At 64.5% G+C, this 24,032-nt stretch carries 25 protein-coding genes; 22 read left to right on the top strand and 3 right to left on the bottom strand.

Translation table 11 applies throughout. The features are described 5' to 3' along the window. Positions 1 to 228: 228 nt before the first annotated feature. Entirely contained in the window at positions 229 to 807 is a 579-nt protein-coding gene (locus ACQ4WQ_RS02280) for a PRC-barrel domain-containing protein (RefSeq protein WP_326457985.1), read from the top strand. A 171-nt stretch (positions 808 to 978) separates the two neighbouring features. Here the strand turns inward: ACQ4WQ_RS02280 and hrpA are convergent, their stop codons facing one another. Continuing rightward, a complete protein-coding gene (gene hrpA, locus ACQ4WQ_RS02275) occupies positions 979 to 5,187 on the bottom strand; it encodes an ATP-dependent RNA helicase HrpA (protein ID WP_436494390.1) in 4,209 nt (1,402 codons plus the stop codon). 57 nt (positions 5,188 to 5,244) lie between these two features. Here hrpA and argA point away from each other — a divergent pair, with 57 nt between their 5' ends. Continuing rightward, positions 5,245 to 6,555 carry an amino-acid N-acetyltransferase gene (gene argA / locus ACQ4WQ_RS02270; protein WP_046685875.1) on the top strand — a complete coding sequence of 437 codons (1,311 nt, stop codon included), beginning with the start codon at positions 5,245 to 5,247 and terminating at the stop codon, positions 6,553 to 6,555. A gap of 49 nt (positions 6,556 to 6,604) precedes the next feature. Here argA and kdsA read toward each other — a convergent pair whose 3' ends face one another. Next, positions 6,605 to 7,450, bottom strand: a complete 846-nt coding sequence (kdsA, locus tag ACQ4WQ_RS02265; protein ID WP_034750794.1) for a 3-deoxy-8-phosphooctulonate synthase — start codon at positions 7,448 to 7,450, stop codon at positions 6,605 to 6,607. Between the two features lie 219 nt (positions 7,451 to 7,669). Between kdsA and ACQ4WQ_RS02260 the strand changes: the two genes are divergently transcribed. Next, positions 7,670 to 7,942 (top strand): oxidative damage protection protein, encoded by a 273-nt coding sequence (locus tag ACQ4WQ_RS02260; protein ID WP_034750797.1) that lies wholly within the window; start codon positions 7,670 to 7,672, stop codon positions 7,940 to 7,942. A 174-nt stretch (positions 7,943 to 8,116) separates the two neighbouring features. Beyond that, positions 8,117 to 8,641, top strand: a complete 525-nt coding sequence (locus ACQ4WQ_RS02255) for a DUF6622 family protein (protein WP_326457983.1) — start codon at positions 8,117 to 8,119, stop codon at positions 8,639 to 8,641. Positions 8,642 to 8,677: 36 nt separating this feature from the next. On the opposite strand, the gene rpiA is transcribed toward ACQ4WQ_RS02255, so the two are convergent. After that, the gene (gene rpiA / locus ACQ4WQ_RS02250) at positions 8,678 to 9,355 is read right to left on the bottom strand and encodes a ribose-5-phosphate isomerase RpiA (protein ID WP_436494388.1); all 678 of its coding nucleotides are present in this window, start codon (positions 9,353 to 9,355) and stop codon (positions 8,678 to 8,680) included. Positions 9,356 to 9,564: 209 nt separating this feature from the next. Here rpiA and ACQ4WQ_RS02245 point away from each other — a divergent pair, with 209 nt between their 5' ends. The 18 genes from ACQ4WQ_RS02245 to ACQ4WQ_RS02160 all read left to right on the top strand — a co-directional run bounded on the left by ACQ4WQ_RS02245 (position 9,565) and on the right by ACQ4WQ_RS02160 (position 24,018). Further along, positions 9,565 to 9,933, top strand: coding sequence for a response regulator (locus tag ACQ4WQ_RS02245; protein WP_436494386.1), 369 nt, complete (start codon positions 9,565 to 9,567; stop codon positions 9,931 to 9,933). Positions 9,934 to 9,935: 2 nt separating this feature from the next. Then, entirely contained in the window at positions 9,936 to 10,562 is a 627-nt protein-coding gene (locus ACQ4WQ_RS02240) for a chemotaxis protein CheC (protein ID WP_092711326.1), read from the top strand. Between the two features lie 5 nt (positions 10,563 to 10,567). Continuing rightward, entirely contained in the window at positions 10,568 to 11,539 is a 972-nt protein-coding gene (locus ACQ4WQ_RS02235; protein WP_436494384.1) for a GGDEF domain-containing protein, read from the top strand. Positions 11,540 to 11,689: 150 nt separating this feature from the next. Then, complete coding sequence (locus ACQ4WQ_RS02230) at positions 11,690 to 13,357, top strand: sensor histidine kinase (RefSeq protein WP_326457980.1); 1,668 nt, start codon at positions 11,690 to 11,692, stop codon at positions 13,355 to 13,357. Then, positions 13,354 to 14,055: a response regulator transcription factor gene (locus tag ACQ4WQ_RS02225; RefSeq protein ID WP_326457979.1), complete on the top strand. Its 702-nt coding sequence runs from the start codon at positions 13,354 to 13,356 to the stop codon at positions 14,053 to 14,055. The genes ACQ4WQ_RS02230 and ACQ4WQ_RS02225 overlap by 4 nt, the downstream gene beginning before the upstream one ends. A 254-nt stretch (positions 14,056 to 14,309) precedes the next feature. Then, entirely contained in the window at positions 14,310 to 14,456 is a 147-nt protein-coding gene (locus ACQ4WQ_RS02220; protein WP_436494381.1) for a hypothetical protein, read from the top strand. A gap of 83 nt (positions 14,457 to 14,539) precedes the next feature. Next, a complete protein-coding gene (locus ACQ4WQ_RS02215; protein WP_071322445.1) occupies positions 14,540 to 14,713 on the top strand; it encodes a Flp family type IVb pilin in 174 nt (57 codons plus the stop codon). Between the two features lie 94 nt (positions 14,714 to 14,807). Beyond that, positions 14,808 to 14,981, top strand: a complete 174-nt coding sequence (locus tag ACQ4WQ_RS02210) for a Flp family type IVb pilin (RefSeq protein WP_326457977.1) — start codon at positions 14,808 to 14,810, stop codon at positions 14,979 to 14,981. Next, positions 14,978 to 16,048, top strand: coding sequence for a phosphatase PAP2 family protein (locus ACQ4WQ_RS02205; protein WP_436494378.1), 1,071 nt, complete (start codon positions 14,978 to 14,980; stop codon positions 16,046 to 16,048). The genes ACQ4WQ_RS02210 and ACQ4WQ_RS02205 overlap by 4 nt, the downstream gene beginning before the upstream one ends. Continuing rightward, complete coding sequence (locus ACQ4WQ_RS02200) at positions 16,045 to 16,632, top strand: A24 family peptidase (RefSeq protein WP_326457975.1); 588 nt, start codon at positions 16,045 to 16,047, stop codon at positions 16,630 to 16,632. Before ACQ4WQ_RS02205 ends, ACQ4WQ_RS02200 begins: the two co-directional genes overlap by 4 nt. A gap of 35 nt (positions 16,633 to 16,667) precedes the next feature. Continuing rightward, a complete protein-coding gene (locus ACQ4WQ_RS02195) occupies positions 16,668 to 17,288 on the top strand; it encodes a methyltransferase family protein (protein ID WP_326457974.1) in 621 nt (206 codons plus the stop codon). A 31-nt stretch (positions 17,289 to 17,319) separates the two neighbouring features. Continuing rightward, positions 17,320 to 18,666, top strand: coding sequence for a DUF8689 domain-containing protein (locus ACQ4WQ_RS02190; protein ID WP_326457973.1), 1,347 nt, complete (start codon positions 17,320 to 17,322; stop codon positions 18,664 to 18,666). Next, positions 18,663 to 19,511, top strand: coding sequence for a Flp pilus assembly protein CpaB (gene cpaB / locus ACQ4WQ_RS02185; protein WP_326457972.1), 849 nt, complete (start codon positions 18,663 to 18,665; stop codon positions 19,509 to 19,511). The genes ACQ4WQ_RS02190 and cpaB overlap by 4 nt, the downstream gene beginning before the upstream one ends. 22 nt (positions 19,512 to 19,533) lie before the next feature. Then, positions 19,534 to 21,129: a type II and III secretion system protein family protein gene (locus ACQ4WQ_RS02180; RefSeq protein WP_436494375.1), complete on the top strand. Its 1,596-nt coding sequence runs from the start codon at positions 19,534 to 19,536 to the stop codon at positions 21,127 to 21,129. Positions 21,130 to 21,138: 9 nt separating this feature from the next. Further along, on the top strand, positions 21,139 to 21,417 hold the full coding sequence (locus ACQ4WQ_RS02175; protein WP_326457970.1) for a hypothetical protein: 279 nt from the start codon (positions 21,139 to 21,141) through the stop codon (positions 21,415 to 21,417). 46 nt (positions 21,418 to 21,463) lie between these two features. Then, positions 21,464 to 23,014 carry a pilus assembly protein TadG-related protein gene (locus ACQ4WQ_RS02170; RefSeq protein WP_436494373.1) on the top strand — a complete coding sequence of 517 codons (1,551 nt, stop codon included), beginning with the start codon at positions 21,464 to 21,466 and terminating at the stop codon, positions 23,012 to 23,014. A 7-nt stretch (positions 23,015 to 23,021) separates the two neighbouring features. Beyond that, entirely contained in the window at positions 23,022 to 23,489 is a 468-nt protein-coding gene (locus tag ACQ4WQ_RS02165) for a TadE/TadG family type IV pilus assembly protein (protein WP_436494371.1), read from the top strand. 10 nt (positions 23,490 to 23,499) lie between these two features. Continuing rightward, positions 23,500 to 24,018 (top strand): TadE/TadG family type IV pilus assembly protein, encoded by a 519-nt coding sequence (locus tag ACQ4WQ_RS02160; RefSeq protein WP_436494369.1) that lies wholly within the window; start codon positions 23,500 to 23,502, stop codon positions 24,016 to 24,018. The last annotated feature ends 14 nt before the right edge of the window (positions 24,019 to 24,032 follow it).

Genomic DNA, 24,032 nt, shown 5'->3' with positions numbered 1-24,032 from the left:
CGCATGTCGTGGTGGAGCGTACCGCAAGTTCATCCCTCTGCATCGTTGCATCGTCAGCATGCGCGGCCTCCTCCGTAGAATGCATAGAGTACCGCAATTGGGCCACGGCACCGTACGTTTGCGCACGAATAAAAGTGCCCCAGGCACCATTGAGGCAGATCAAACGCGACCAAGTGCGTATGCTTAATCTGGATGTTCGATCAGCATTTCACCAGAGGAGAGAACACCATGAGCTACCTGGACCGCGACATCCTGGGCATGTACCGCAACCACGACGGCCCCGGGCCAGCCCTGATGGGGGCCGACACCCTGATCGGGGACGAAGTCTACAATCACAACGACGAGGAATTGGGCGACATCAAGGAAATCATGCTCGACATGCGCACGGGCCAGATCGCCTATGCCGTGCTGTCCTTCGGCGGCATCCTGGGCATGGGCGACAAGCTGTTTGCCGTGCCCTGGGAACGCCTGACCCTGGACACCGTCAACAAGCGCTTCCTGCTGAACGTCGACAAAGAGCTGCTGAAAAACGCTCCCGGCTTCGACAAGAACAACTGGCCCGACATGGGCAGCGATGCCTGGAACCAGCAGATGGAAGCGTTCTATGGCAGCGGCACGCGCTACGGCAGCATGGCGGGCAGCCGCACACCATCGGGCAGCGACCTGCGCGGCGGCGCCAGCCTGCAATCGGGCAGCGAAGGCAGCCTGTCCGGCAGCTCCATGAGCGGCAGCCGCGCCGGCACCAGCAGCCAGAGCGGCTCGCGCTCATCGCTCAGCGATGATGATCTCAATAAAGATAGAACGTAAGTCGGGCAGACCGGACAGGTCGCACTGGTCGGGTAGGTCGGATGAGCGGCGCAGCCGCGTAATCCGACACCACCAGCGACACCGTTAACAGCAGCGCACCATCCAGCGCCCCATCGCCCGGCCCAACGATGACGTCGGATGACGCGCGCCCTGCGGACGCGCTAATCCGACCTACCGCTGCATCGATTCCCACACCTTCTGCAAACGCTTGGCAGAAACAGGCATCGGCGTGCGCAGTTCCTGCGCAAACAGGGACACGCGCAGCTCTTCCAGCATCCAGCGGAACTCGACCAGCTTCGGGTCCGTGTTCTTGCCTGCCTGGCGGTCCTTGGCCTGGCGCAGATACGGCGCGGCGGCCGATTGCCACTCGGCCATCAACTTGGTGTCGCGGGCGGGGTCGGCGCGCAGTTTTTCCAGGCGCACATTGATCGCCTTCAAATAGCGGGGGAAATGCGCGAGCTGCGTGTACTCGTTTTCCGTCAGGAAGCGTTTATGCACGAGTCCCTGCAGCTGCGCCTGGATATCGGTGGCCGCCGCTGCGGGAATGTTTTGTAGCCGCTTGGGCAAGCCGTGGAATTCCGTCAGCACTTGCGACAGCAAACGGGCGATTTCATTGACCAGCAAAACCAGGCGCGACTTGCCTTCCGCCTGGCGCTTGGCGAACGAGGCGGCGTCCAGCGGCAGCGGATCTTGCAGGCAGGCGATGTCGAGCGCCTTGTTGATGATTTGCTCGCGCAACTCTTCCTGCGAACCCAGGGCCATGAATTGCATGCCCATCTGCTGCAGGCCGGGAATGCTTTTCTCGACGTACTTGATCTGCTCCTTCATTTGCAGCGCAAATAAACGGCGCAAACCGACCTTGTGCGTGCGGGCGGCCACGGTCGGGTCGTCAAACACTTCCAGGTCGCAATGCGTGCCCTTGTCGACGAGGGCAGGAAAGCCGATCAAGGTCAGCTTGCCCTGCACGATTTCGAGCAGCTCCGGCAATTCGCCGAAGGTCCAGGCCGTCAAGCCCATGTGCTGCGAGACGGTGGCGTTCGGAGGCGCCGGCGCGGCCGCGGATGCGCCCTTGCCTGCTGCAACGGTAGCACCCTGCGCCTGCAGCCGCGACGCCACTTGCGCGCCCGCCACCTTGGCACCGGGCGTGCCCGTGCCCGAGACGCCCGACACTTCGGCCAGCTTCTGGAAACTCTGGCGCGCCTGGCCGCCGAATTCCGCCTGCAGGGTGGCCAGGTTGCGCCCCATGTCCAGCTGGCGGCCATGCTCGTCGATCACCTTGAAATTCATGAAGTGATGGGCAGGCAGGGTTTCCGGCTTGAAGTCCGTCGTCAGCACGTTGATGGTGATCTGCGTGCGGATATCGAGGATGATGGCGTCGATCAAATCGCCGCGGCCGAACACGCCCGCTTCATGCACGCGCTCGCAGAACTTCGCCGCATAGTCAGGCAGCGGCACGCAGTGGCGGCGCAGCTTTTGCGGCAGGGATTTGAGCAGCAGATGCACTTTTTCCTTCAGCATGCCCGGCACCAGCCATTCGCAGCGCTCGCGCGGCAACTGGTTCAGCGCGTACAGGGGCACGCTCAAGGTCACGCCATCGCGCACGCTGCCCGGCTCGAAGTGATAGGTCAAACCCATTTCCAGGCCCGTCACGGACATGGTTTTCGGGAACAGGTCCGTCGTCACGCCGGCCGCCTCGTGGCGCATCAGCTCTTCGCGGTTCAAATACAGCAGCTTCGGGTTCTCGCGTGTGGCTTCCTTGTGCCACTTTTCGAAACCGGCGCCATTGCACACGTCCGCCGGCAGCAGCTTGTCGTAGAAGGCGGCGATCAGTTCATCGTCGACCAGCACGTCCAGGCGGCGCGACTTGTGCTCGAGGTTTTCAATATCCTTGATCAGCTTGTGGTTGTGCGCAAAGAATGGCGCGCGCGTGTCGAAGTCGCCCCCGACGAGCGCGTCGCGGATGAATATCTCTCGCGCTTCCGGCAAGTTGAAATTGCCGTAGTTGATGCGGCGCTGGCTGTACACCACCAGCCCGTACAAGGTCGCGCGTTCGGACGCCGTCACCTGCGCCGAACGTTTTTCCCAGCGCGGTTCGCCCCACGATTTCTTCAGCAGGTGCTCGCCCACTTTTTCCAGCCACTCGGGCTGGATCTGCGCCACGCAGCGCGCGTAGAGCCGCGTCGTGTCGACCAGTTCGGCCGCCATGATCCACTTGCCCGGCTTTTTCAGCAGCGAAGAACCGGGCCAGATATGGAACTTGATGCCGCGCGCGCCCAAGTAGCCCGCGCCCGGCTCGTCCTCGCCCTTGAAACCGATATTGCCCAGCAAGCCAGTCAGCAAAGCCATGTGCAGATTGTCGTAGGTGGCGGGCGCTTCGTTCAGGCGCCAGCCCTGCTCCTTGACGATGGTCAGCAGCTGCGAGTGCACGTCGCGCCATTCGCGCAAGCGCATCTGCGACAGGAAATTCGTGCGGCAATTGTCCTGCAACTGGCGGTTGGTTTTCTTGTGCTCGATGGCGGACTCGAACCAGCGCCAGATCTTCAGGTAGCTGAGGAACTCCGACTTTTCATCGGCGAATTTCTTGTGCGCCTCGTCGGCTGCCTGCTGGTGCTCCATCGGGCGGTCGCGCGGGTCTTGCACGGACAGGGCGGAGGCGACGATCAGCACTTCCGTCAGACACGCATTATCGAGCGCGGCCAAAATCATGCGGCCCACGCGCGGGTCCAGCGGCAGCTTGGCCAGCTTGTTGCCCAGCGGCGTGAGTTTATTGACTTCATCGACGGCACCGAGCTCCTGCAACAGCTGGTAGCCGTCGGCCACCGCGCGCGCCAGCGGCGGCTCGATGAAGGGGAAGGTTTCCACGTCTGTCAGGTGCAGGGACTTCATGCGCAGGATGACGGCGGCCAGCGAGGAGCGCAGGATTTCCGGCTCCGTGAACTTCGGGCGCAGCAGATAATCCTGCTCTTCGTACAGACGGATGCAGACGCCATCGGCCACGCGGCCGCAGCGGCCGGCGCGCTGGTTGGCGGCCGACTGGGCGATCGGCTCGACCTGCAGCTGCTCGACCTTGTTGCGATAACTGTAGCGCTTTACCCTCGCCAGGCCCGCATCGACCACGTAGCGGATGCCGGGCACCGTCAGCGAGGTTTCCGCCACGTTGGTGGCCAGCACGATGCGGCGCGCATTGCTGGTTTTAAACACGCGTTCCTGCTCTTCGGCCGACAGGCGGGCGAACAGGGGCAAGATTTCCACATGCGGCGGATGGTGCTTGCGCAGCGCCTCGGCGCAGTCGCGGATTTCGCGCTCGCCCGGCAAGAACACGAGCACGTCGCCCGAGCCGATGCGGCACAGCTCTTCCACGCCATCGACGACGGCATCCATCAGGTCGCGCTTTTCGCGCGCCGCGGCGGTGCGCTGGCCCGGCTTGTCGGCGTTCGCGCCGGCACCCGGCATGGCCACCTGTTCGCGCTCCACGGGACGGTAGCGCACTTCCACCTGGTACAAACGGCCCGACACTTCGATCACGGGCGCCGGCTTTTCCGGCGTGCCGAAATGGCGCGAGAAGCGCTCGGCATCGATGGTGGCCGAGGTGATGATGATCTTCAGGTCGGGCCGGCGCGGCAGCAGCTGCTTCAGATAACCAAGCAGGAAGTCGATGTTCAGGCTGCGTTCGTGCGCTTCATCGATGATGATGGTGTCGTAGTTTTTCAACAACGGGTCGGTCTGCGTCTCGGCCAGCAGGATACCGTCCGTCATCAGCTTGACGGATGCGCCACGGCTCAGGGTATCGGTAAAGCGCACCTTGAAACCCACGGTTTCGCCCAGCGGCGTGCCCAGTTCCTGCGCGATGCGCTTGGCCGTCGACGAGGCGGCGATGCGGCGCGGCTGCGTGTGGCCGATCATGCCCTTCTGTCCCCGTCCCAGTTCCAGGCAAATCTTCGGCAACTGCGTCGTCTTGCCGGACCCCGTCTCGCCCGAGACGATGATGACCTGGTTTTCCATCAGGGCCTTGGCGATTTCTTCGCGCCGGCCCGAGACGGGCAAGTCTTCCGGATAGGTAATCGGTGGCAGCGGATTGCGGAAGGCCTTTTCCGCCTCGCGCGCGGCGCGCGCCGCGTCGCGGCTCTCGCGCTCTGCGCGGCTGGCCTGGTCATTGCGCGGCGCCTGCCCCTCGCGCGGCGGACGCGGCGCGCGCTGCTGCTGTTGCTGTCGCTGTTGCTCTTTCTGCTGCTCCGTGCGCGGCGCCTGCGGCCTTTGCTGGCTCACGGGCGGGCGCTGGCGGCCCTGCGCAGGCGCGGCGGCGGGCGTGGCAACACCCCCGCTGGCGGGCGCATTTGCAACGTTGGAAGGAGGGGAAGACTTATTGCTGGCTGAAGACATTGTTTTTTTACAGGTATTTTAAGCGCGCACATCGCGCAGCGAATTATAATGCGCTTAATGGAAAACCCTACCCAATTCGTCCAATGGCTGCGCTCCGTCGCGCCCTACATCCACGCCTTTCGCGGCAAGACCTTCGTGGTCGCCTTCCCCGGTGAACTCGTCAGCGCCGGGGCGCTGCAGGTGCTGGCCCATGATTTGTCCCTGCTGCATGCGCTGGACATCAATGTCACCGTCGTCTACGGCTCGCGGCCGCAGGTGGCGGAACAACTGGCCTTGCGTAACGTCGAAGGCCGCTTCCACAACGGCGTGCGCATTACGGACATCGCCGCGCTGGAATGCGCGAAGGAAGCGGCCGGCGAGCTGCGCCTCGATATCGAGGCCGCGTTCAGCCAGGGCTTGCCGAACACGCCCATGTCGCATGCGGCCATCCGCATCATTTCCGGCAACTTCATCACGGCGCGCCCGCTGGGCGTGATCGATGGCGTGGACCTGGAACTGACGGGCATCACGCGCAAGGTCGACGCCGAAACCATCCATTCCATCCTCGGTTCGGACGGCCTGGTGCTGCTCTCGCCGCTGGGCTTCTCGCCCACGGGCGAAGCGTTCAACCTGACCATGGAAGACGTGGCCTGCAGCGCCGCCATCGCCCTGCACGCGGACAAACTGATCTTTATTACCGAAACGCCGATGATGGAAGACGCCACGGGCGTGGAAATCCGTGAACTGTCGTCGCACCAGGCCGAAGCCGTGCTGATGGCGGGCTTCCTGCCCGACGCCACGGCGTTTTATCTGAAGCATTGCGTCAAGGCTTGCCACAACGGCGTCGAGCGCTCGCACATCGTGCCCTTCTCGATGGACGGTTCCGCCCTGCTGGAATTGTTTACCCATGATGGCGTGGGCACCATGATCAGCCATGAAAACCTGGAAAGCCTGCGCCAGGCCACCATCGAAGACGTTGGCGGCATCATCAAACTGATCGAGCCGCTGGAAGCGGACGGCACTTTGGTAAAGCGGGGCCGCGAGCTGATCGAGCGCGAAATCGATTATTTCTCCGTCATCGAGCATGACGGCGTGATCTTCGGCTGCGCCGCCCTGTACCCGTTCCCCGCGCAAAAGATGGCGGAAATGGCATGCTTGACGGTCAACCCGGAAGTGCAAGCCCAAGGCGACGGCGAGCGCATCCTGAAACACATGGAAAACCGCGCGCGCGCCGCCGGCCTGAACAAACTGTTCGTGCTGACCACGCGCACCTCGCACTGGTTCAAGAAGCGGGGCTTCGTGCCCGCCACCGTCGACGATCTGCCGAAGGACCGCCAGCATATGTATAACTGGCAGCGCAAGTCGCAAGTCCTAATTAAAACCCTGTAACACGTGAAAAAGCCCGGCATGCCGGGCTTTTTCTTTACTTACCTACCATTTACTTGATATTCAGCGGAGCAAACGATTTCACCAGGTCGTCGAGCGCCTTCAACTGCGCCAGGAACGGTTCCAGCTGGTCCAGCGGCAAGGCGCTGGGGCCGTCGCAGCGGGCGTTGTCCGGGTCCGGATGGGCTTCCAGGAACAGGCCGGCGATGCCGACGGCCAGACCGGCGCGCGCCAGGTCCGCCACTTGCTGGCGGCGGCCGCCCGACGCGGCGCCGCCGGGATCGCGCTGCTGCAGGGCGTGCGTGACGTCGAAGATGATGGGCAAGTCGTCGCAGGTCTTTTTCATGACGCCAAAGCCCAGCATGTCGACCACCAGGTTGTCATAGCCGAGGCAAGTGCCGCGATCGCACAGGATCAACTGATCGTTGCCCGCTTCCTTGAATTTCTCGACGATATTGGCCATCTGGCCTGGGCTCAAAAATTGCGGCTTCTTGATGTTGATGACTTTGCCCGTTTTCGCCAGGGCCACGACGAGGTCCGTCTGGCGCGCCAGGAAGGCCGGCAGTTGCAGCACGTCGACCACTTCGGCCACCTGCTGCGCCTGCCATGGCTCATGCACGTCGGTAATCACGGGCACGCCGAACGCCGCCTTGACGTCCTGGAAGATGCGCATGCCTTCTTCCAGGCCCGGTCCCCGGTAGGAATGGATCGATGAACGGTTGGCCTTGTCGAAACTGGCCTTGAACACATAGGGAATGCCCAGTTTTTGCGTCACGCGCACATATTCTTCGCACGCGCGCATGGCGAGATCGCGCGATTCGAGCACGTTGATGCCGCCAAACAGCGCAAAGCTGCCGGTATTGCTGACATCGATGCCATGGACTTTCACTGAGGTCATAGGGATTCCATATTGGTTAATTGTTACTACTTGCTTGGAAGAGGCGCCGCCAGCGGCTGGCGCGATAAGGCATCTTACTAGCTAGGGCGGCGCAGATCAAATTTGATCCAGCGCAAGCGCCCGGCAAACGGCGCGCGGCCAGGCCGCGACGGCCTCGCGAGGCGACACGCAAAGTGCCTTATAATCACGCTTTATCTCTACACTGATTCAGGAGCACAGATGGCCCGCACGATCCACTGCATCAAACTCAACAAGGAAGCCGAAGGACTGGACTTCCCGCCGTACCCGGGCGAACTGGGCAAGAAGATTTACGAATCGGTGTCGAAAGAAGCGTGGGCCGCCTGGCTCAAGCACCAGACCATGCTGGTCAATGAAAACCGTTTGAACCTGGCCGACGCGCGCGCCCGCAAATACCTGGCCACGCAGATGGAAAAGCATTTCTTCGGCGATGGCGCCGATGCCGCCATGGGTTACGTACCCCCTACCGAGTAAGTTTCAAGCATTCCCGCCCGTGGCCGCCGCGCCGCGGGCAGTTTCACCTGCGTTTCACGCCCTCCCCCGCCGTTTCACGGCAGCGCCTCCCCGTTTCGTCGCACCCCGCTCGCCGCCCGCGCCGCTTGCAGGCACAGTACGTCCATCGACAACCTCACACCAAAGGCGGACACCATGTTGCAGCAAATCTTCAGCCACACTCCCCTCTACGTCTGGGCCATCCTGGGCTTTCTCGTCTACCGGGGCGTGCTGGCCAGCCGCGCACGCGAAGTGACCTTGCGCAAGCTGTGCATCATTCCCCTGGTCATGCTGGCCCTGTCGCTGAGCGGCGTGCAGGGCAGCTTCGGCCTGGCCGGCGTGGCGCCGTTCGCCTGGGCAATCGGCGCCCTGGCCGGGGCGGCGCTGGCGTGGACCTTGACCGATGCGCGCAAGATCGTCGCCATACCCGCGCGGGCCAGCGTGCAGCGTCCCGGCAGCTGGGTGCCGTTGATGTTGATGATGAGTATCTTTTGCATGAAATATGCGGTGGCCGTGACGCTGGCGATCGCGCCGGCCTACGCCCATGCGACCGGCTTCATCGTGCCCGTCTGCCTCGCCTACGGTTGCTTCAGCGGCATCTTCCTCGGCGGCTTGCTGCGCACCGTGGCCGTGTACCGCCAGGCACACATGACAAGCGGCCCGCAAGGGGCCGCCGTGTAAGACAAGTGCAAATGCCGGCGCACGCCGGCTATCACCTTAGTAGGCCAAGGTGCGCACGCCTTCCGGCATGCCCAGCAGGCAGACATTGGCGCCGCGCACGGCGAACAGGCCGACGGCGATGACGCCGACGATCTGGTTGATCTGCTGTTCCAGCGCCACCGGGTCGGCAATTTTCAAGCCCAGCACGTCGATGATCTCGCCGCCATTGTCGGTGATAAATGCTTCGGTGCTGCCCGCCTTCAGGCGCAAGCGGGGCGTGCCGCCCAGCGCGGCCAGCTGGCGCGCAACGGCGGCGCGCGCCATCGGCACCACTTCCACCGGCAGCGGGAAGGCGCCCAGGGTCTCGACGAGCTTGGAGCCGTCGGCGATGCAGACGAACTGTTTCGCGACGGAAGCAACGATCTTCTCGCGCGTCAATGCCGCGCCGCCGCCCTTGATCATGGCGCCGCTGGCCGTGATCTCGTCGGCGCCGTCGATGTAGACGGCGATCGACTCGACGTCGTTCAGGTCGAAGACGGGAATGCCATGGCCTGCCAGGCGGGCGGCCGTCGCTTCGGACGACGCGACCGTCCCCTTGATGCGGTCCTTGATCTTGGCCAGTTCATCGATGAAAAAGTTGGCGGTGGAACCGGTGCCGACACCGATGATTTCACCGTCCACCACATAGGCTATGGCGGCGCGGGCTACGGCTTGCTTCAATTCGTCTTGGGTCATGGCAAAAAAAGGCTAAAGTGAGGAATGCCGCTATTTTAACGGATTGCCAGCCCGGCCAGCCGGCCATGATGACGGGCCATGCGATTGAATACAACAGGCAAGCGAAAAAGCTTTGCCCCAGGGCAATTCCCCAGCCAATTACTCTCTATGCCCTTTAAAATATGCGAAAATGGCACGATAGCCCCGATATGACGTTCCAGGAATAGCACATGAATCACAGTAAACAGGTACTTGTTGTCGATGACAGCCGGGTTTCACGTTTGATGTCGCACCAGTTCATCCTCAGCAAACATGCCGACTGGCAAGTGATTGAGGCGGCGACGGGTGAAGAAGCCCTGGAAAAAGTCAAGACAGTCAGCCCTGTCCTGATATTACTGGATGTCAATATGCCCGGCATGGGCGGCGTAGCGGCGGCGGAACAATTGCGCGCGCTATGCCCGCAAACGCGCATCGTTCTCGTCACGGCGAATGTGCAAAACGCCATCCGCAACCGCGCCAGCGAACTGGGTGTCGGCTTCATGGAAAAACCGATCACGGAAACCCGCATCCACCAGCTGATCGAGTCACTGGGACTGTGAGCATGGTCAATCTCTCCGAACTGGAAAACGATGCCCTCGTGGAGATATTCAACATCGGGGTGGGCCATGCGGCCGCCGCGATGAGCGAGATCGTCAATGAAGAAGTCACCATGTCGGTGCCGTCGATCACTTTCCTGAACCGTGCCGACGCGGCTGCCCTGCTGGGCAGCAAGAAGGATGGCGAACGCATCTGTGGCGTCAGCCAGCATTATGACGGCGCTTTCGCCACCGAAGCCATCCTGATGTTTCCGGAAGACAAGAGCCTGGAAATCGTGCGCCTGATGGTGGGCGACGCCATGCCGCTGCAGGAACTGACGGAAATGGAACAGGAGGCGATGAGCGAGATCGGCAACATCATCCTGAACTCCTGCGTGGGCACCCTGGCCAACCTGTTCGACAGCGAACTGCATGGCTCGCTGCCCCTGTACCACGTGGGCACCAGCGCGGAAATCCTGTCCTCGTTCGGCGGCCACGATGACGACGCCGTCGTGCTGATGCTGCATATCGACTTCGTGCTGTCCAAGCACCAGATCCACGGCTACGTGGCGTTTGTGCTCGACCTGTCCGCCTTGCACGACCTGAAACAGCAGGTCAGCCGCTACCTGGCCAAGGTCCTGGGACAGGCGTGACGATCATGCCGGATGCATTACACCGACTGGCCTTGCTCGAAAGCATACTCGGTGCCGTCAACCTGGGCGCCATCGTGCTCGACGAGCAGCACCGCATCGTGCTGTGGAACCACTGGATGGCGCGCCATTCGGCCCGCCAGGCCGACGCCGTGCTGGGCCAGGATTTCTTCGCCGTCTATCCGGAACTGCGCCACAAGCGCATCGATTCGGCCATCACCCAGGCCCTGCGCGACAATTTCCAGTCGCTGCTGTCGCAAACCCTGCACAAGGCGCCGTTTGCCCTGTACACGCATGGCGCGGCCGCAGGCGGCAACGACGGCGAGGAGCGCATGCAGCAGGCGATCGCCGTCACGCCGATCAATTTGCCCGGTTCGCCGCGCCACTGCCTGATCCAGATCAATGACGTCACCATCGCCGTGGGACGTGAAAAGCTGCTGCGCGAACAAACCATGGTGTTGCGTTCGCAAACCTTTTCCGACGGCCTGACGGGCATCGCCAACCGCCGCCACTTCGACGTGGCGATCGAAAAGGAAACGCGGCGCGCCATGCGCACGAGCAGCCCCCTGTCGCTGCTGATGATCGACATCGACCATTTCAAGGATTACAACGACCATTACGGCCACCAGCAAGGTGACGGCTGCCTGATCCGCGTGGCCGCCGAACTGGCCGCCATGCTGCAGCGTCCCACCGACCTGCTGGCGCGCTATGGCGGCGAGGAATTTGCCGCCATCCTGCCCGACACGGACGCGGCGCAGGCGCTGCGCATGGCCGAGGCGATCCGCGAGCACGTGGCCGGGCTGCGCATTGCGCATGCCAGGACGGGCAATGCAGTCAAGCACATCACGATCAGCATCGGCATCGCCACCCAGCACCCGCAGCAGCAGCCGACCATCTCCGCCCTGATCGGCGCCGCCGACCGCGCCCTGTACCTGGCCAAGGGCGCCGGGCGCAACCGCGTGATGGTACAGTCGCTGTAAAAAAAGCAACGCAGGGCAAAGGATTCCAGTAGACATCTTTACGGCAGGTGCGTAGACTCGTCATTGATTGCAGCAACAATAACAAGAATTTATCTGTGGTATCTATCCCTGCGCATGGCGCCCCCATGCGGGACATGGCCAGGAGCGCTTGTGAATCTCGATCCTCCCCTCAGATCCGGCTTGCCGGGTGCCGGCATGGATACGACCATGGTCAACGGCATGCGCCTGCTGCTGTCGAGCGCCACCTTGCTGACCCTGTTCATCGATCCCGAAAGCGCCGGCAAGCTGAGCAAGATTACCTGGCTGATCTTTTCCGCCTACACCATGCACAGCCTGCTGCTCTACGCACTGGCCCTGCTGGGCTTCAGCCTGCCCCAGGACATCCTGCTGTACTGGCTCGACGTGGCCTGGTATGCGCTGATCGTGTTTTCCACCAGCAGCCACAACAATTTATTCTTCCTGTTTTTTTTCTTTGCCATCCTGACCTCGTCGTTCCAGCGGGGCTTCGAGGAAGGCGCGCGCGTCACCCTGGCCTCGGCCGGCCTGTTCGCCGCCACGGCCCTGTTCGGCGAATCGGATGCGGAAATGTCGCGCCTGCTGCTGCGCACTACCTTCCTGCTGGCGCTCGGCTACATGATCGCCTACTGGGGCGGTTCGGCCATCACGCAGCGCAGCCACCTGGCGCTGCTGCGCGATGTCAGCCAGCTGTCCAATCCGCGCTTCGGCGTCGACCAGACCATTACCTCGGTGCTGGAAAAAACCCGCAGTTATTTCAACGGCCGCAGTTGCCTGCTGGTCATGCAGGACAAGGGCACGCGGGTCTGGTCGCTGCGCAGCGTGCTGCAGACGGCAACGGGCGTCGTGCACACCAGCTCGCTACTCAGCGACGATGCGGCCAGTCCCCTGCTCGCTTTCCCGCACGATAAAATCGCGCTGTACAACCAGCCCGCCGGCCCCTGGCTGCCGTGGATAGGCGGCGCGCGCATGCTCGATCCCGACAGCGGACGCTGGCTGCGGCACGACGATGCGGCCGGCGCCCGCCTGGCCGAACTGCTCGAAGCGCACGCCTTCATCAGCGCCCCCCTGCCCTTGCGCAATGGCAAAGGCCGCATCTTTATCGTGTCCGCCACCAGCATGAGCAAGACGGACGCCCTGTTTCTCAGCCATATCGGCGCGCAGGCGTTTCCCGTCATTGAAAACATCGACCTGCTCGACCGCCTGGCGTCGCAGGCGGCCTCGCGCGAGCGCGAAAAGATCGCGCGCGACCTGCATGACACGGCCGTCCAGCCGTATATCGGCTTGCGCCACGGCCTGGCCGCCTTGCGCAACGAAGCCACGCCGGGCAACCCGCTGCTGCCCGAACTGGAAAAACTGATCATCATGTCGGGCCAGGTGATCGCCGACCTGCGCAGCTACGCGCGCACGTTTAAGAACGGCCAGGTGCAGAGCGAGCCGGAACTGCTGGTCGCGCTGCGCCGCCAGGCCACGCAGATCCGCGAATTCTATGGCATCGACATCGCCCTGCATATCGAAGGCGACCTTCACATCAACGACCGCCTGGCGGCCGAGGTGTTCCAGATCGTCAACGAAGGCATGAGCAATATCCGCAAGCATACGTCGGCGCGCCACGGCGCCGTCAAGCTGACCTGCGTGCAGGGCGCGCTGCACATCAGCATCGACAACGAATGCGCCGCCGCGCACGTCCCCGACTTCCTGCCCGACTCGCTGGCCGAGCGCGCCGCCGCCCTGGGCGGCACGGCCCGCGTCACGCATGGCATGCTGGGCAACACCTCCGTACAGATCGAGATCCCCATATGAACGACTTACGCCACATGCCACCGGCCAGCCATGTCATCAGCGTCATGCTGGTGGACGATCACAAGACCATGCTGTGGGGCCTGGAGCGGCTGATCGGCGGCGAGCACTCGGGCATGCGCGTGGTCGCCACGGCCTCCGACGGCGCCGAGGCGCTGGAGCAGGCGAAGGCGCTGCAACCGGATGTGATCGTGCTGGACCTGGACCTGGGCGGCATCAGTTCGCTGGCCATCCTGCCCGCGCTGGCGCAGTGCGGCGGCACGCGCGTGCTGGTGCTGACGGCCAGCCACGACCAGGCCATCCTGGACCAGACGGTACTGAAAGGCGCGCGCGGCATCGTCAGCAAGGATGCGCCGGCGGAGATGGTCCTGAAGGCCATCGAAAAGGTGTACCAGGGCGAACTGTGGCTGGAACACGCGATGCTGGGACGCATGCTGACGCAGCTGACCCAGCCCGGCGGCGGCTCGGCGCAAGCCATCGCCATCGCCAGCCTGACCCTCAAGGAAAGAAAGATCATCGCCGCGCTGGTGCACGGCAGCGGCACGCCGGCCAAGCTGCTGGCGGACCAGCTGTTTATCTCCGAGCACACCTTGCGCAATCACCTGACGTCGATCTACCGCAAGCTGGGCGTGTACAACCGCCTGGAACTGTACGCCTACGCCACCAAGCACCAGCTGGGCCAATTGCCGCCCGGCGCCTGACGCCACTGTCCTCCTGCACGGCCACCGCACGGCCGCGCCTTCCCTCCTCTCCCCCTTGCCAGCCACCGGCGCGGCCTGCGCCCCTGCGCCCACGCGCGCGCCAGACTCGACCATGACAATTGTCACGAAAAAAATAAGCAGTTCCTCCTTGCAATAAAAGGATGTTCTTCTGATGTAGATCAAGCTGCCGACTTCTATAGTGGTTTTACCGGAGTGCAAATCACCGCGCGGCCCACCACGATACGGAGCACAGCATGCGCATTGACAAGTTTCTTCCGACAGCCCTGATCACCTATTTGCAGGGCAAGGAAAAGGCTGCGTTCTACCGCTATGCCCTGGTGGCGGCCCTCGTGGCGGTGGTGTGCATCATCGGACTGCTGGCACTGGGTGAAAGCCCATGAAGGCGCCAGATCGTAGTACCAGGAAGCAATACCGCCATGCCGTTTTACCCACCGCTGTACCTTAACCACCACCAGGAGTTGTCATGAACCTCATCAAAAACTTTATCCGCGAAGAAGATGGCGTCACCGCAATCGAGTACGGCCTGATCGCCGCCCTGATCGCCGTGGTAATCATCGCTGCCATCACCATCGTCGGCACGCAGCTGAAAAAGACCTTCAGCACCATCGGCACCAAACTCACCACCGCCAATGGCTGATGCTGTGCTGTCCGGGCCGGCCCAGCGCCAGCCCGGACTACGCTTCCCGACTTTCCCGGCATGCCCACCTTGATACCGCCTAGCGAGGCCCATCGTGAAATCTCTCTTCAGCCGTTTATCCGACGAGTCCGCCGTCACAGCGATCGAATACGCGTTGCTGGCGGGCCTGATCGCGGCAGTGCTGGTGATCACGATCACCTTGCTTGGCGACCAGGTCAAGCAGCTGTTTGTCTACGTCAAGGACCAAGTGGTCCTGGCCCTGTCATGAACACCCTGCGCGCCTCGCTGCGCACCCACCGCGCCCTGCTGCTGATCGTGCTGCCGTACGCCGCCGCCGCGACCTTGCTGGCCGGCGGCCTGCCCAGCGCATCGGAGATCCTCAACGTGCTGGCCGGCTTCCTCGTGGCCATCCTCACGGGTCCCATCTTCATCCTGTGCGGCTATACCATCCACGTCATGGTGGTGCACCGCCCGCACCGCCTGTGCCATTATCTGTACCACGATCTGCGCCGTTACCTGAGCAACGAACGCCTGCTGCACGCGCTGCCGGCACTGCTGCTGATCCCCGTCTTCGCCTCCAGCTTCACCGTCTTCAAGGGCGCCATCCCGCGCCTGCATCCCTACACCTGGGATGTCACCCTGTCCGCCTGGGATGTCGCGCTGCATGGCGGCATGGCCCCATGGGAAAGGCTGCAGCCGCTGCTGGGCCATCCGCTCGTCACGGGCTTGCTCAACTTCAGCTACCACTTCTGGTTCTTCCTGTTCTACGCCATCCTGTACTGGCTGATCCTCGACACCCGCCGCCCGCTGCTGCGCATGCAGTTCCTGCTCAGCTTTGCGCTGACCTGGATCGTCCTGGGCAGCATCCTGGCCGTGCTGTTTGCCTCGGTCGGCCCCTGCTACTACGGCCACTTCCACAGCAACGACCCCTATGCGCCGCTGATGGCGTACCTGCATGAGGCCAACCAGCACATCCCCGTCTGGGCCCTGCAGGTGCAGGACATGCTGTGGCAAGGCTATCAAAGCAAGGGCGCGAACGGCGAACTGGGGATCTCCGCCATGCCCAGCATGCATGTGGCCACGGCCGTGCTGATGGCCATCATGGGCTGGAAGGTCAGCCGCGCCGCAGGGATCGCCCTGTCCGCCTTCGCCGTGCTGATCCTGCTCGGCTCCATCCACCTGGGCTGGCACTATGCGCTCGACGGCTATGTAGGTGCGGCTGGCGCGGCGCTGGTGTGGCGCCTGGTGGGCCGGCTGCTGGGCAGCCAGGCTACAGCGCCGGCCATGCACGTGGCCACGGCGCCCTGCATGAGCAAGGAAGGACTGACGTCATGAACGCCCACCTGCCCATGCTGCTGTGCCTGACCGTCCTGGCCACCCTGCTCGCTAGCGCCCTGTGGCACGACCTGCGCACGCGCCGCATCCCGAACCGGCTGGTGCTGTGGGGCACGCTGGCGGGCTTGATCCTCAACGGCTTCGTGCCATCGGGCGCCGGCCTGTTCGATGCCTCCTTCGGCGGCCTGGGACTGCTGCAGGCGCTGGCCGGCGCCGCCGCCGGACTGGCCCTGCTGCTGCCCATGTACCTGCTGCGCGCCCTGGGCGCCGGCGACGTCAAGCTGATGGCCATGTGCGGCGCCTTCCTCGGTCCCGACGCCGTGCTCGAAGCGGCCCTGCTGACCTTCCTGTGCGGCGGCGTGCTGGCCCTGGCCGCCGCGCTGGCCGGCCAGCGCCTGCGCCAGGTGCTGAAAAACACCTATCACATGATGCTGGGCGCGCTGCTGCACAGCCTTGCCGGCGGCGCCGCCACGATCGCCGAACCGCCGCCGGCCACCGGCAAGCTGGCCTACGCCTTCGCCATCGCCAGCGGCACCGGCTTGCAGATCTTCCTGCAGTACACCCACCTGTGGAGCCTGCGCTGAAACGAGCCGCCTGCCCGCCACCCTAGGACACGACCATGAACACCATCGCCACCCTCTGCCACTCCCGCGGCGCCAGCCTGTTCACCAGCATCACCATGGCCTGCCTGTGGGCGTTCTTCGCCAGCGCCCACGTGATGGGATTCCTGCACAGCGGCGACTGGAGCTATCTGCTGTTCTGCGCCGCCGAAACCCTGGCCGCCCTGTTCTTCATCGTGCGTTCGGCCCCCGTCAGCGTCTCCACCGATGCGGGCGACTGGCTGCTGGCCATCGGCGCCACCTTCGCCCCCTTCCTCCTGTCCCCCGCCGACATGGCCATCTGGCCCGGCGCGCGCTACCTGCTGGCCGTCGGCAGCCTGCTGCAGATCGCCGGCCTGCTGTCGCTGAACCGCAGCTTCGGCCTGGTGGCGGCGCAACGCGAGATCAAGACGGGCGGCGTCTACCGCGTGATACGCCATCCGCTGTATGCCAGCTACCTGATTTCCCTGAGCGGCTACCTGCTGGCCAATACCTCGTCCGCCAACGCCGTCACCTATGTCGCGACGATGAGCATGATGGTGGCGCGCCTGCTGCGCGAAGAGCGTTTCCTGTCCACCGACGTGCGCTATCGCGTCTACATGCGCCAGGTGAAGTACCGCCTGCTGCCCTTCATCTTCTGATATCCGGCCACCCGAGCGAGGAGTACCCATCATGCCTGACACCTATCCAGAACGCAGCGACGGCGGCGGCGTCGAACCGGCGGCCAAGCGCGCGCCACGCACGGTCGAGGAAACGGGATTGCCCTTCCTGTTCCTGGTCGAACTGCTGGTCAAGATACTCTTCCTGCGCGGCCAGATCGGCCTGCCCGCCCTGTCGACGCACGTCAAGCTGGGCGCCGGTGTGCTCGAACCGCTGCTCACCTTCATGCGCGCCGAAAAACTGTGCGAAGCGCGCCGCAACGGCGGCAGCGGCACCGACGCCGACCTGTATTACCTGCTGGGCGACCAGGGCCGCCTGCGCGCCGCCGAGTACATGCGCCGCAACGCCTACAGCGGTCCCGCGCCCGTCACCCTGGCCGATTACAGCAACCAGGTGCTGGCGCAAAGCGTGGCCGACATGCATGTCACGCGCGACGACGTGCAGCGCGAATTCCGCGACGTGGTCGCCAGTTCGTCCGTGCTCGACCAGCTGGGCGCGGCCATGAATTCCGGGCGCGCCCTGTTCTTCCACGGCCCCGCCGGCAGCGGCAAGAGCTACCTGGCCGAGCGCCTGAACGGCTTGCTCAGCGGCGCCATCGCCCTGCCCCATGCCGTGATGGTCGACGGCGAAGTGCTGCCCTTCCTCGATCCCATGCTGCACACCCTGTCAAGCAAAGGCCTCGTGCCATCCGACCCCCGCTGGGTGCGCGCCGAACGCCCCGCCGTGCTGACGGGCGGCGAGCTGACGCTCGACATGCTGGACCTGCAGTTCGACCAGGGCACCCGCCTGTATCAGGCGCCGCCGCACCTGAAGGCCAACAACGGCATCTTCATCATCGACGACCTGGGTCGCCAGCGCTGCTCGCCCGTGGAACTGATGAACCGCTGGATCGTGCCGATGGCGCGCCACATCGATTACCTGTCGCTGCACACGGGCTACAAATTCCCCGTGCCCTTCGACGTCATCGTCGTATTCTCGTCGAACCTGGCGCCGCAGCAGCTGGCCGACGACTCCTTCCTGCGCCGCATCGGCTACAAGATCCATGTGGGTCCCCTGAGCGCCTACCACTACCTGGCCGTGTTCCGCAGCACCTGCGCCCAGCTGGGCATCAATTTCGACGAAGCCTCCTACACCTATCTGCTGCACCTGCATAGCCTCTACAAGCGGCCCTTGCTGGCCTGCTATCCGCGCGACATCCTCGCGCAGGTCTGCGACCAGGCGCGCTATGAAGACCACCCGGCGCAACTGTCCCCGGAAGTCCTGTTCTGGGCATGGGAAAACTATTTCGGCAGCGATAACGACCTCGCAAGCACACATAACGGACCGGCAGCGGTCCAGCACAAAGGGGAAGCAAAATGAGAAACGCACGCGCTCTGACGATGATGGCCATCGCGGTCATCCTGGCGTTCGCCGCGGTCATCGTGGCCGCGCGCTGGATCAATGCCCAAGCCTCGGGCAACATCAACAAGGTGGCCGTGGCCCAGGTCGACATCAGCCTGGGCGCGCGCCTCACGCCCGACATGGTGCGCATGGTCGACTGGCCATCGAACGCGCTGCCGCCGGGCGCCGTCAACGATCCGAAACTGCTGGAAACGCGCGTCACGCGCACCAGCATCCAGCACGGCGAACCGATCATGGAAGGCAAGCTGGCGCCTCCCGGCACGCAAGGCGGCCTGTCGGCCGTCGTCGCCGAGGGCAAGCGCGCCATGACCGTGCGCGTCAACGACGTGGTGGGCGTGGCCGGCTTCGCCCTGCCCGGCAACTTCGTCGACATCCTCGTCAACACCCAGGGCGAAGGCGCCCGCAAGACGCCGGACCGCGATCCGAACATTTCCAAGATCGTGCTCGAACGCATCCTCGTGCTGGCCATCGCCCAGGAATCGAGCCGCGACGACACCAAGCCCAAGGTGGTCAACGCCGTGACCCTGGAGCTGACGCCGGACCAGGCGGAAAAACTCGACCTGGCGCGCAGCGTGGGCACCCTGTCGCTGGTGCTGCGCAACCAGATCGAGGACAAGCCCGTCAACACCGAAGGCGCCACCAAGTCCAGCTTGCTCGATGAAAAGGTCGCCATGGCCGCCCCCGCCGCCATGGTGCAAGCCAAGCCGCTGCCACGCCGCCGTCCCGCCGCCGCACCGGCGCCACAGGCCGGTCCCCGCGTCGATGTCATCAAGGGGCTGGAACGCAGCTCCCAACAATTCTAACCTGCACCAGAGGAGTCATGCCATGAGCACATATTGCACAGCAAGCGAAAGCCGGGTACTCAGCCTGGCGCTTGCCCTCGCCATGATCGGCGCCCTGGCGCCCCAGGCACGCGGCGAACCCGTCGCCGCTGCCGCCACCGCCGTTGCCGCCGAGACGGGCGCCGCCAGGAGCAGCCGGGCCGCCGCCCGGCCCAGGGCCACGCCGCCGCAAAGCGAGTCGCGCGCCGGCCGCACCGAGATGGCGCCGCAAATGAGCCTGGCCGAAGGCAAGTCGACCCTGATGCGCCTGCCGTTTGCCGCCAGCCGCATGTCCGTCGGCGACCCGCGCATCGCCGACGTCATCCTGCTCAACCCCAGCGAGGTGTACCTGCTGGGCCGCTCCGTCGGCACCACCAACCTGATCCTGTGGAACAAGAGCAATGACGCCACCATCATCGACCTGGCCGTCGGCATCGACAGCAGCAGCCTGCAGGCACGCATGGCCGAACTGCTGCCGAACGAAAAGATCCACGTCACGGTGGCAGGCGACACCCTGATCCTGTCGGGCATGGTCAGCGATGTCGTCAAGGCCGACCAGGCCCTGTCGCTGGCGAACGCCTACGTGCAGCGCAGCGCCCGCAGCAGCTCCGCCAGCTCCGGCGCCGCGCCTGCCGTCCCTGCCGCCGGCGCCGCGGCCGCCCCCGCAGCCACGCCCGATGCGGCCGCACCGCGCGTGATCAACCTGCTGTCGATCGCCGCGCCGCAGCAGGTGATGCTGGAAGTGAAGGTGGCCGAAGTGTCGAAGGTGCTGGTCGACCAGCTGGGCGCCAGCCTGGGCATCAACAAGACCATCGGCAGCTGGTCGTATTCGTTGCTGTCCAGCCTGCTCAGCAACAATCCCAGCGGCTTGAGCGGCGCCAGCAAGAACAACTTCTTCAACCTCGACGCGCAAAAGCGCGATGGCCTGATCAAGGTGCTGGCCGAGCCGAACATCATGGCCATCAGCGGCCAGGAGGCCAGCTTCCTGGCCGGCGGCAAGATCTTCATCCCCGTCAGCCAGACCAACAATGGCGGCGTGCCCACCATCACGCTGGAAGAGAAGGAGTTCGGCGTGGCCGTGAAATTCACGCCCACCGTGCTCGATGGGGGGCGCATCAACCTGAAGGTGGCGCCGGAAGTGTCGGACCTGAACAAGGACGGCATCGGCATCACCGCCACCGGCATCTCGGCCACGGCCGTGCTGCCTTCGTTCACGACGCGGCGCGCCACCACCACGGTGCAGCTGTTCGACGGCCAGAGCTTCGCCATCGGCGGCCTGATCAAGAACAACGTGACCAGCAATATCAAGGCCCTGCCAGGCCTGGGCGAAGTGCCCGTGCTGGGCGCCCTGTTCCGCAGCACGGACTTCCAGACGGACCGCTCGGAACTGGTCTTCATCATCACGCCGCACCTGGTCAAGCCGCTGCCAGCCGACTACAAGCTGCCCACCGACGGCTACATCCAGCCGACGCGCGGCGACATGTTCATGCAGGGAAAAATGGAAGGCAGCGCACCGGCGCCCGCCCCCGCAGCGCCGGCAGCACCGATGCAGCCGCAAGCGGCCGCGCCCCAGCCCGCCGCCGGCTTCGACCTCAAATAGGAGAACACCATGAAAACCGCACATTGCCTGCCTTGCGCCGCCCTGTTATGCCTGCTGGCCGGCTGCGCCGCCACCACCACGCCCGTGCTCGATTCCCACTTCGGCGAATCGGTGGCCCTGCTCAAGGCGCAGCAGATCATGTATCCGGACGCCTACCGCAACATGGACCCCGTCAGCGGCATCGACGGCAAGGCCGGCGCCAGCGCCTACCAGCGCTACCAGAAATCGTTCGCCGCACCGGAACCGCAACCGAATGTCTTCACCATCGGCGTGGGCGGACGCCAGTAGGCGCCACTCCCCCGATGCACTTCCACCAGGCCACCAGGAGACAGCCATGAACAGCGCATTTCGCAGGCACGACAGGCAGCAGGGCGCGATCGCCATCGTGCTGGGGCTGACCCTGGTGGTGCTGTTTGCCATGGGCGGCCTGGTGCTGGACCTGGGCCACCTGTACATCGCCAAGACGGAACTGCAGAACGGCGCCGACAGCGCCGCCCTGGCAGGCGCCGTGGAACTCAATCAAAGCGCCACCGGCATCGACAACGCGCAGGCCAAGGCCATCGCCATCGCGCAAAAGAACCGCTATGACTTTTCCACCACGCTGACCATCACGGCCGCCAACATCAGCTTCGGTCCCAGCCCGGACGGTCCCTGGTCGTCCGGCGCCAGCGCCCGCACCAGCCCGCAGGGAATGACCTTCATCCAGGTCGACACGGGCAGCAAGACCTTCGCCACCTACCTGATGGGCATTGCCGGCATCGCCAGCACCAGCACCTCGGGCGTGGCCGTGGCGGGCCGCTTCGTCAACGACGTCACGCCGATCGGCGTGTGCGCCGTCGATCCGGCCAACAAGACGGCGCAATACACGTATCCGGCCGCGCCGGCCGGCACGGGCCTGACGGAACTGGTCGAATTCGGCTTTCGCCGCGGCGTCACCTACAACCTGTTCGGCCTCAATCCGCTGGGCGGTCCGTCCGACCCCTATCTGATCAACCCCGTCGACGCGCCGCCCGGCAGTTGCAGCGCCTCGCACGCGAGCGCCGCCTCCACCGCGCCATTCATGTGCACGGGCAGCAGCGCCGTCATCACCAGCGGCACGGGCCAGGTCTACACGAACACGGGCATGACGGCCTCGCTGGCCGCCTCGCTCAATTCGCGCTTCGACGACTACGGCGGACCTTCCGTGTGCGACCCCGCGTCGGCGCCGCCCGATACCAATATCAAGGAATATCCGTGCGTGGGCGCCGCCTCGCCCTGCGCCGCCACTGCCGCCAACTCGCCGCCCACCGGCTGGATGCAGCCGGGCGGCAGCACCTTGCCCAGCCAGCAGCCGGTCAGCCTGGCCGGCAACAAGCCGAATTACCAGCTGCCGTCGGCCGGCCCCGTCCCGGCGCCCTCGGCCACGTTCGCCCAGTTCGCCGGCTACGGCGTGCTGTGGTCCTACGGCCCCGCCTACCAAAGCAACGGCGCCACGCCAGTCAAGGCCGGCACGGCCTACAGTGTCACGGACGGCAACGCCAATCCCATGTACAGCACGGCCAAGGCAAATTACTTCGACACGGCAAGCTACCCCGTCAGCGCGGGCGCCGGCTTCCCCGCCGGCACGCCGCCATCGCCGTACAACCAGACCAGCGGCCCCACGTTCCAGGCGCCGTCGGTGGCGCATCCCGGCCAGCGCAACCGGCGCATCCTGAACGTGGTGCTGGTCGACTGCCGCACGGCGCCCGTCGGGCCAGCCTCGTGCGGCACCATGAACGCGGTGGGCATCGGCAAATTCTTCATGACGATGAAGGCCGATTTCAGCGGCGGCACCAAGCGCCTCGACGTCGAGTTCGCGGGCCTGATCGAGCCCGTGCCGAATTCCGAAATCAAACTCTACAAGTGAGGCGGCCATGCGCATCCACCTTTCCCCTCTCAAACAGCGCGGCGGCGCCGCCGTCGAATTCGGCATCGTGCTGGCCCTGCTGATCACCTTGCTGGCCGGCATCTTCGGCTTCGGCCGCGCCTTCTGGTACTACGATGCGCTGAACAAGGCCACGCGCGACGCGGCGCGCAATATGTCCGTCAAGGCCAAGGCAGCCATTGCCTCGCAGGGCGTGCCTGCCGCCAAGCAGACGGTGGCCGACGCGGCCGTCAGCGCAGGCATCAGCGACTTCACCACGGCCAACGTGACGGTCACCTGCCTGGACGCGGCATTCAACGACAGCAGTTGCACCGATGGCACGGCGCCGGGCGGTATCCGCGTCGAGGTCGTCAACTACACGCTGTCGGTAGGCCAGTACCTGCCCTTCGTGATCGGCGCGGCCAGCACCTATGCCACGCCGCTCTCGCCGCGCACCACCATGCGCTACATGCTGTAAGGAGAACGCCATGCACCACCGCCTTTCATCGTCTCCTCCAGCCGGGCGCCAGCGCGGTGCCGCCGCCGTCGAATTCGCCCTGGTGTCGCTGCTGTTTTTCACCCTGCTGTTCGGCATCCTCGAATTCGGCCGCATGCTGTACCTGTACAACACGGTGCAGGAAGTGAGCCGCCGCGCCGCGCGCGAAGCGGTGGTGCGCTGGATCGACCAGACCGACGCCGTCAAGACCCTGGCCCTGTTCGGCGGCACGGCCCTGCCGGCCGCCCCGGAACTGACGGCCGCCAATATCACCATCAGCTACCTGAACAAGAGCGGCGCCGAAGTGACCGTGCCGCCGACTGACCCGGGCGACAACCTGTCGGCCTGCGGCGACAACACGCGCACGGCCAGCTGCATCGACAGCGTGCGCGTGTCGATCGACAACGTCAGCTATACGCCGATGGTCAGCCTGTTCGGTTTTCTGAATATCGCCGTGCCCGCCTCGGTGGTGGTCATGCACGCCGAAAGCCTGGGCTTCCAGATCAACTGAACGCTTTTACCGGG

Source organism: Janthinobacterium goodfellowi, from assembly GCF_051380695.1.
Lineage (GTDB): Bacteria > Pseudomonadota > Gammaproteobacteria > Burkholderiales > Burkholderiaceae_D > Janthinobacterium.
Note: the sequence above shows the minus strand (reverse complement) of the source record. Positions and strands in the feature narration are given on the sequence as shown.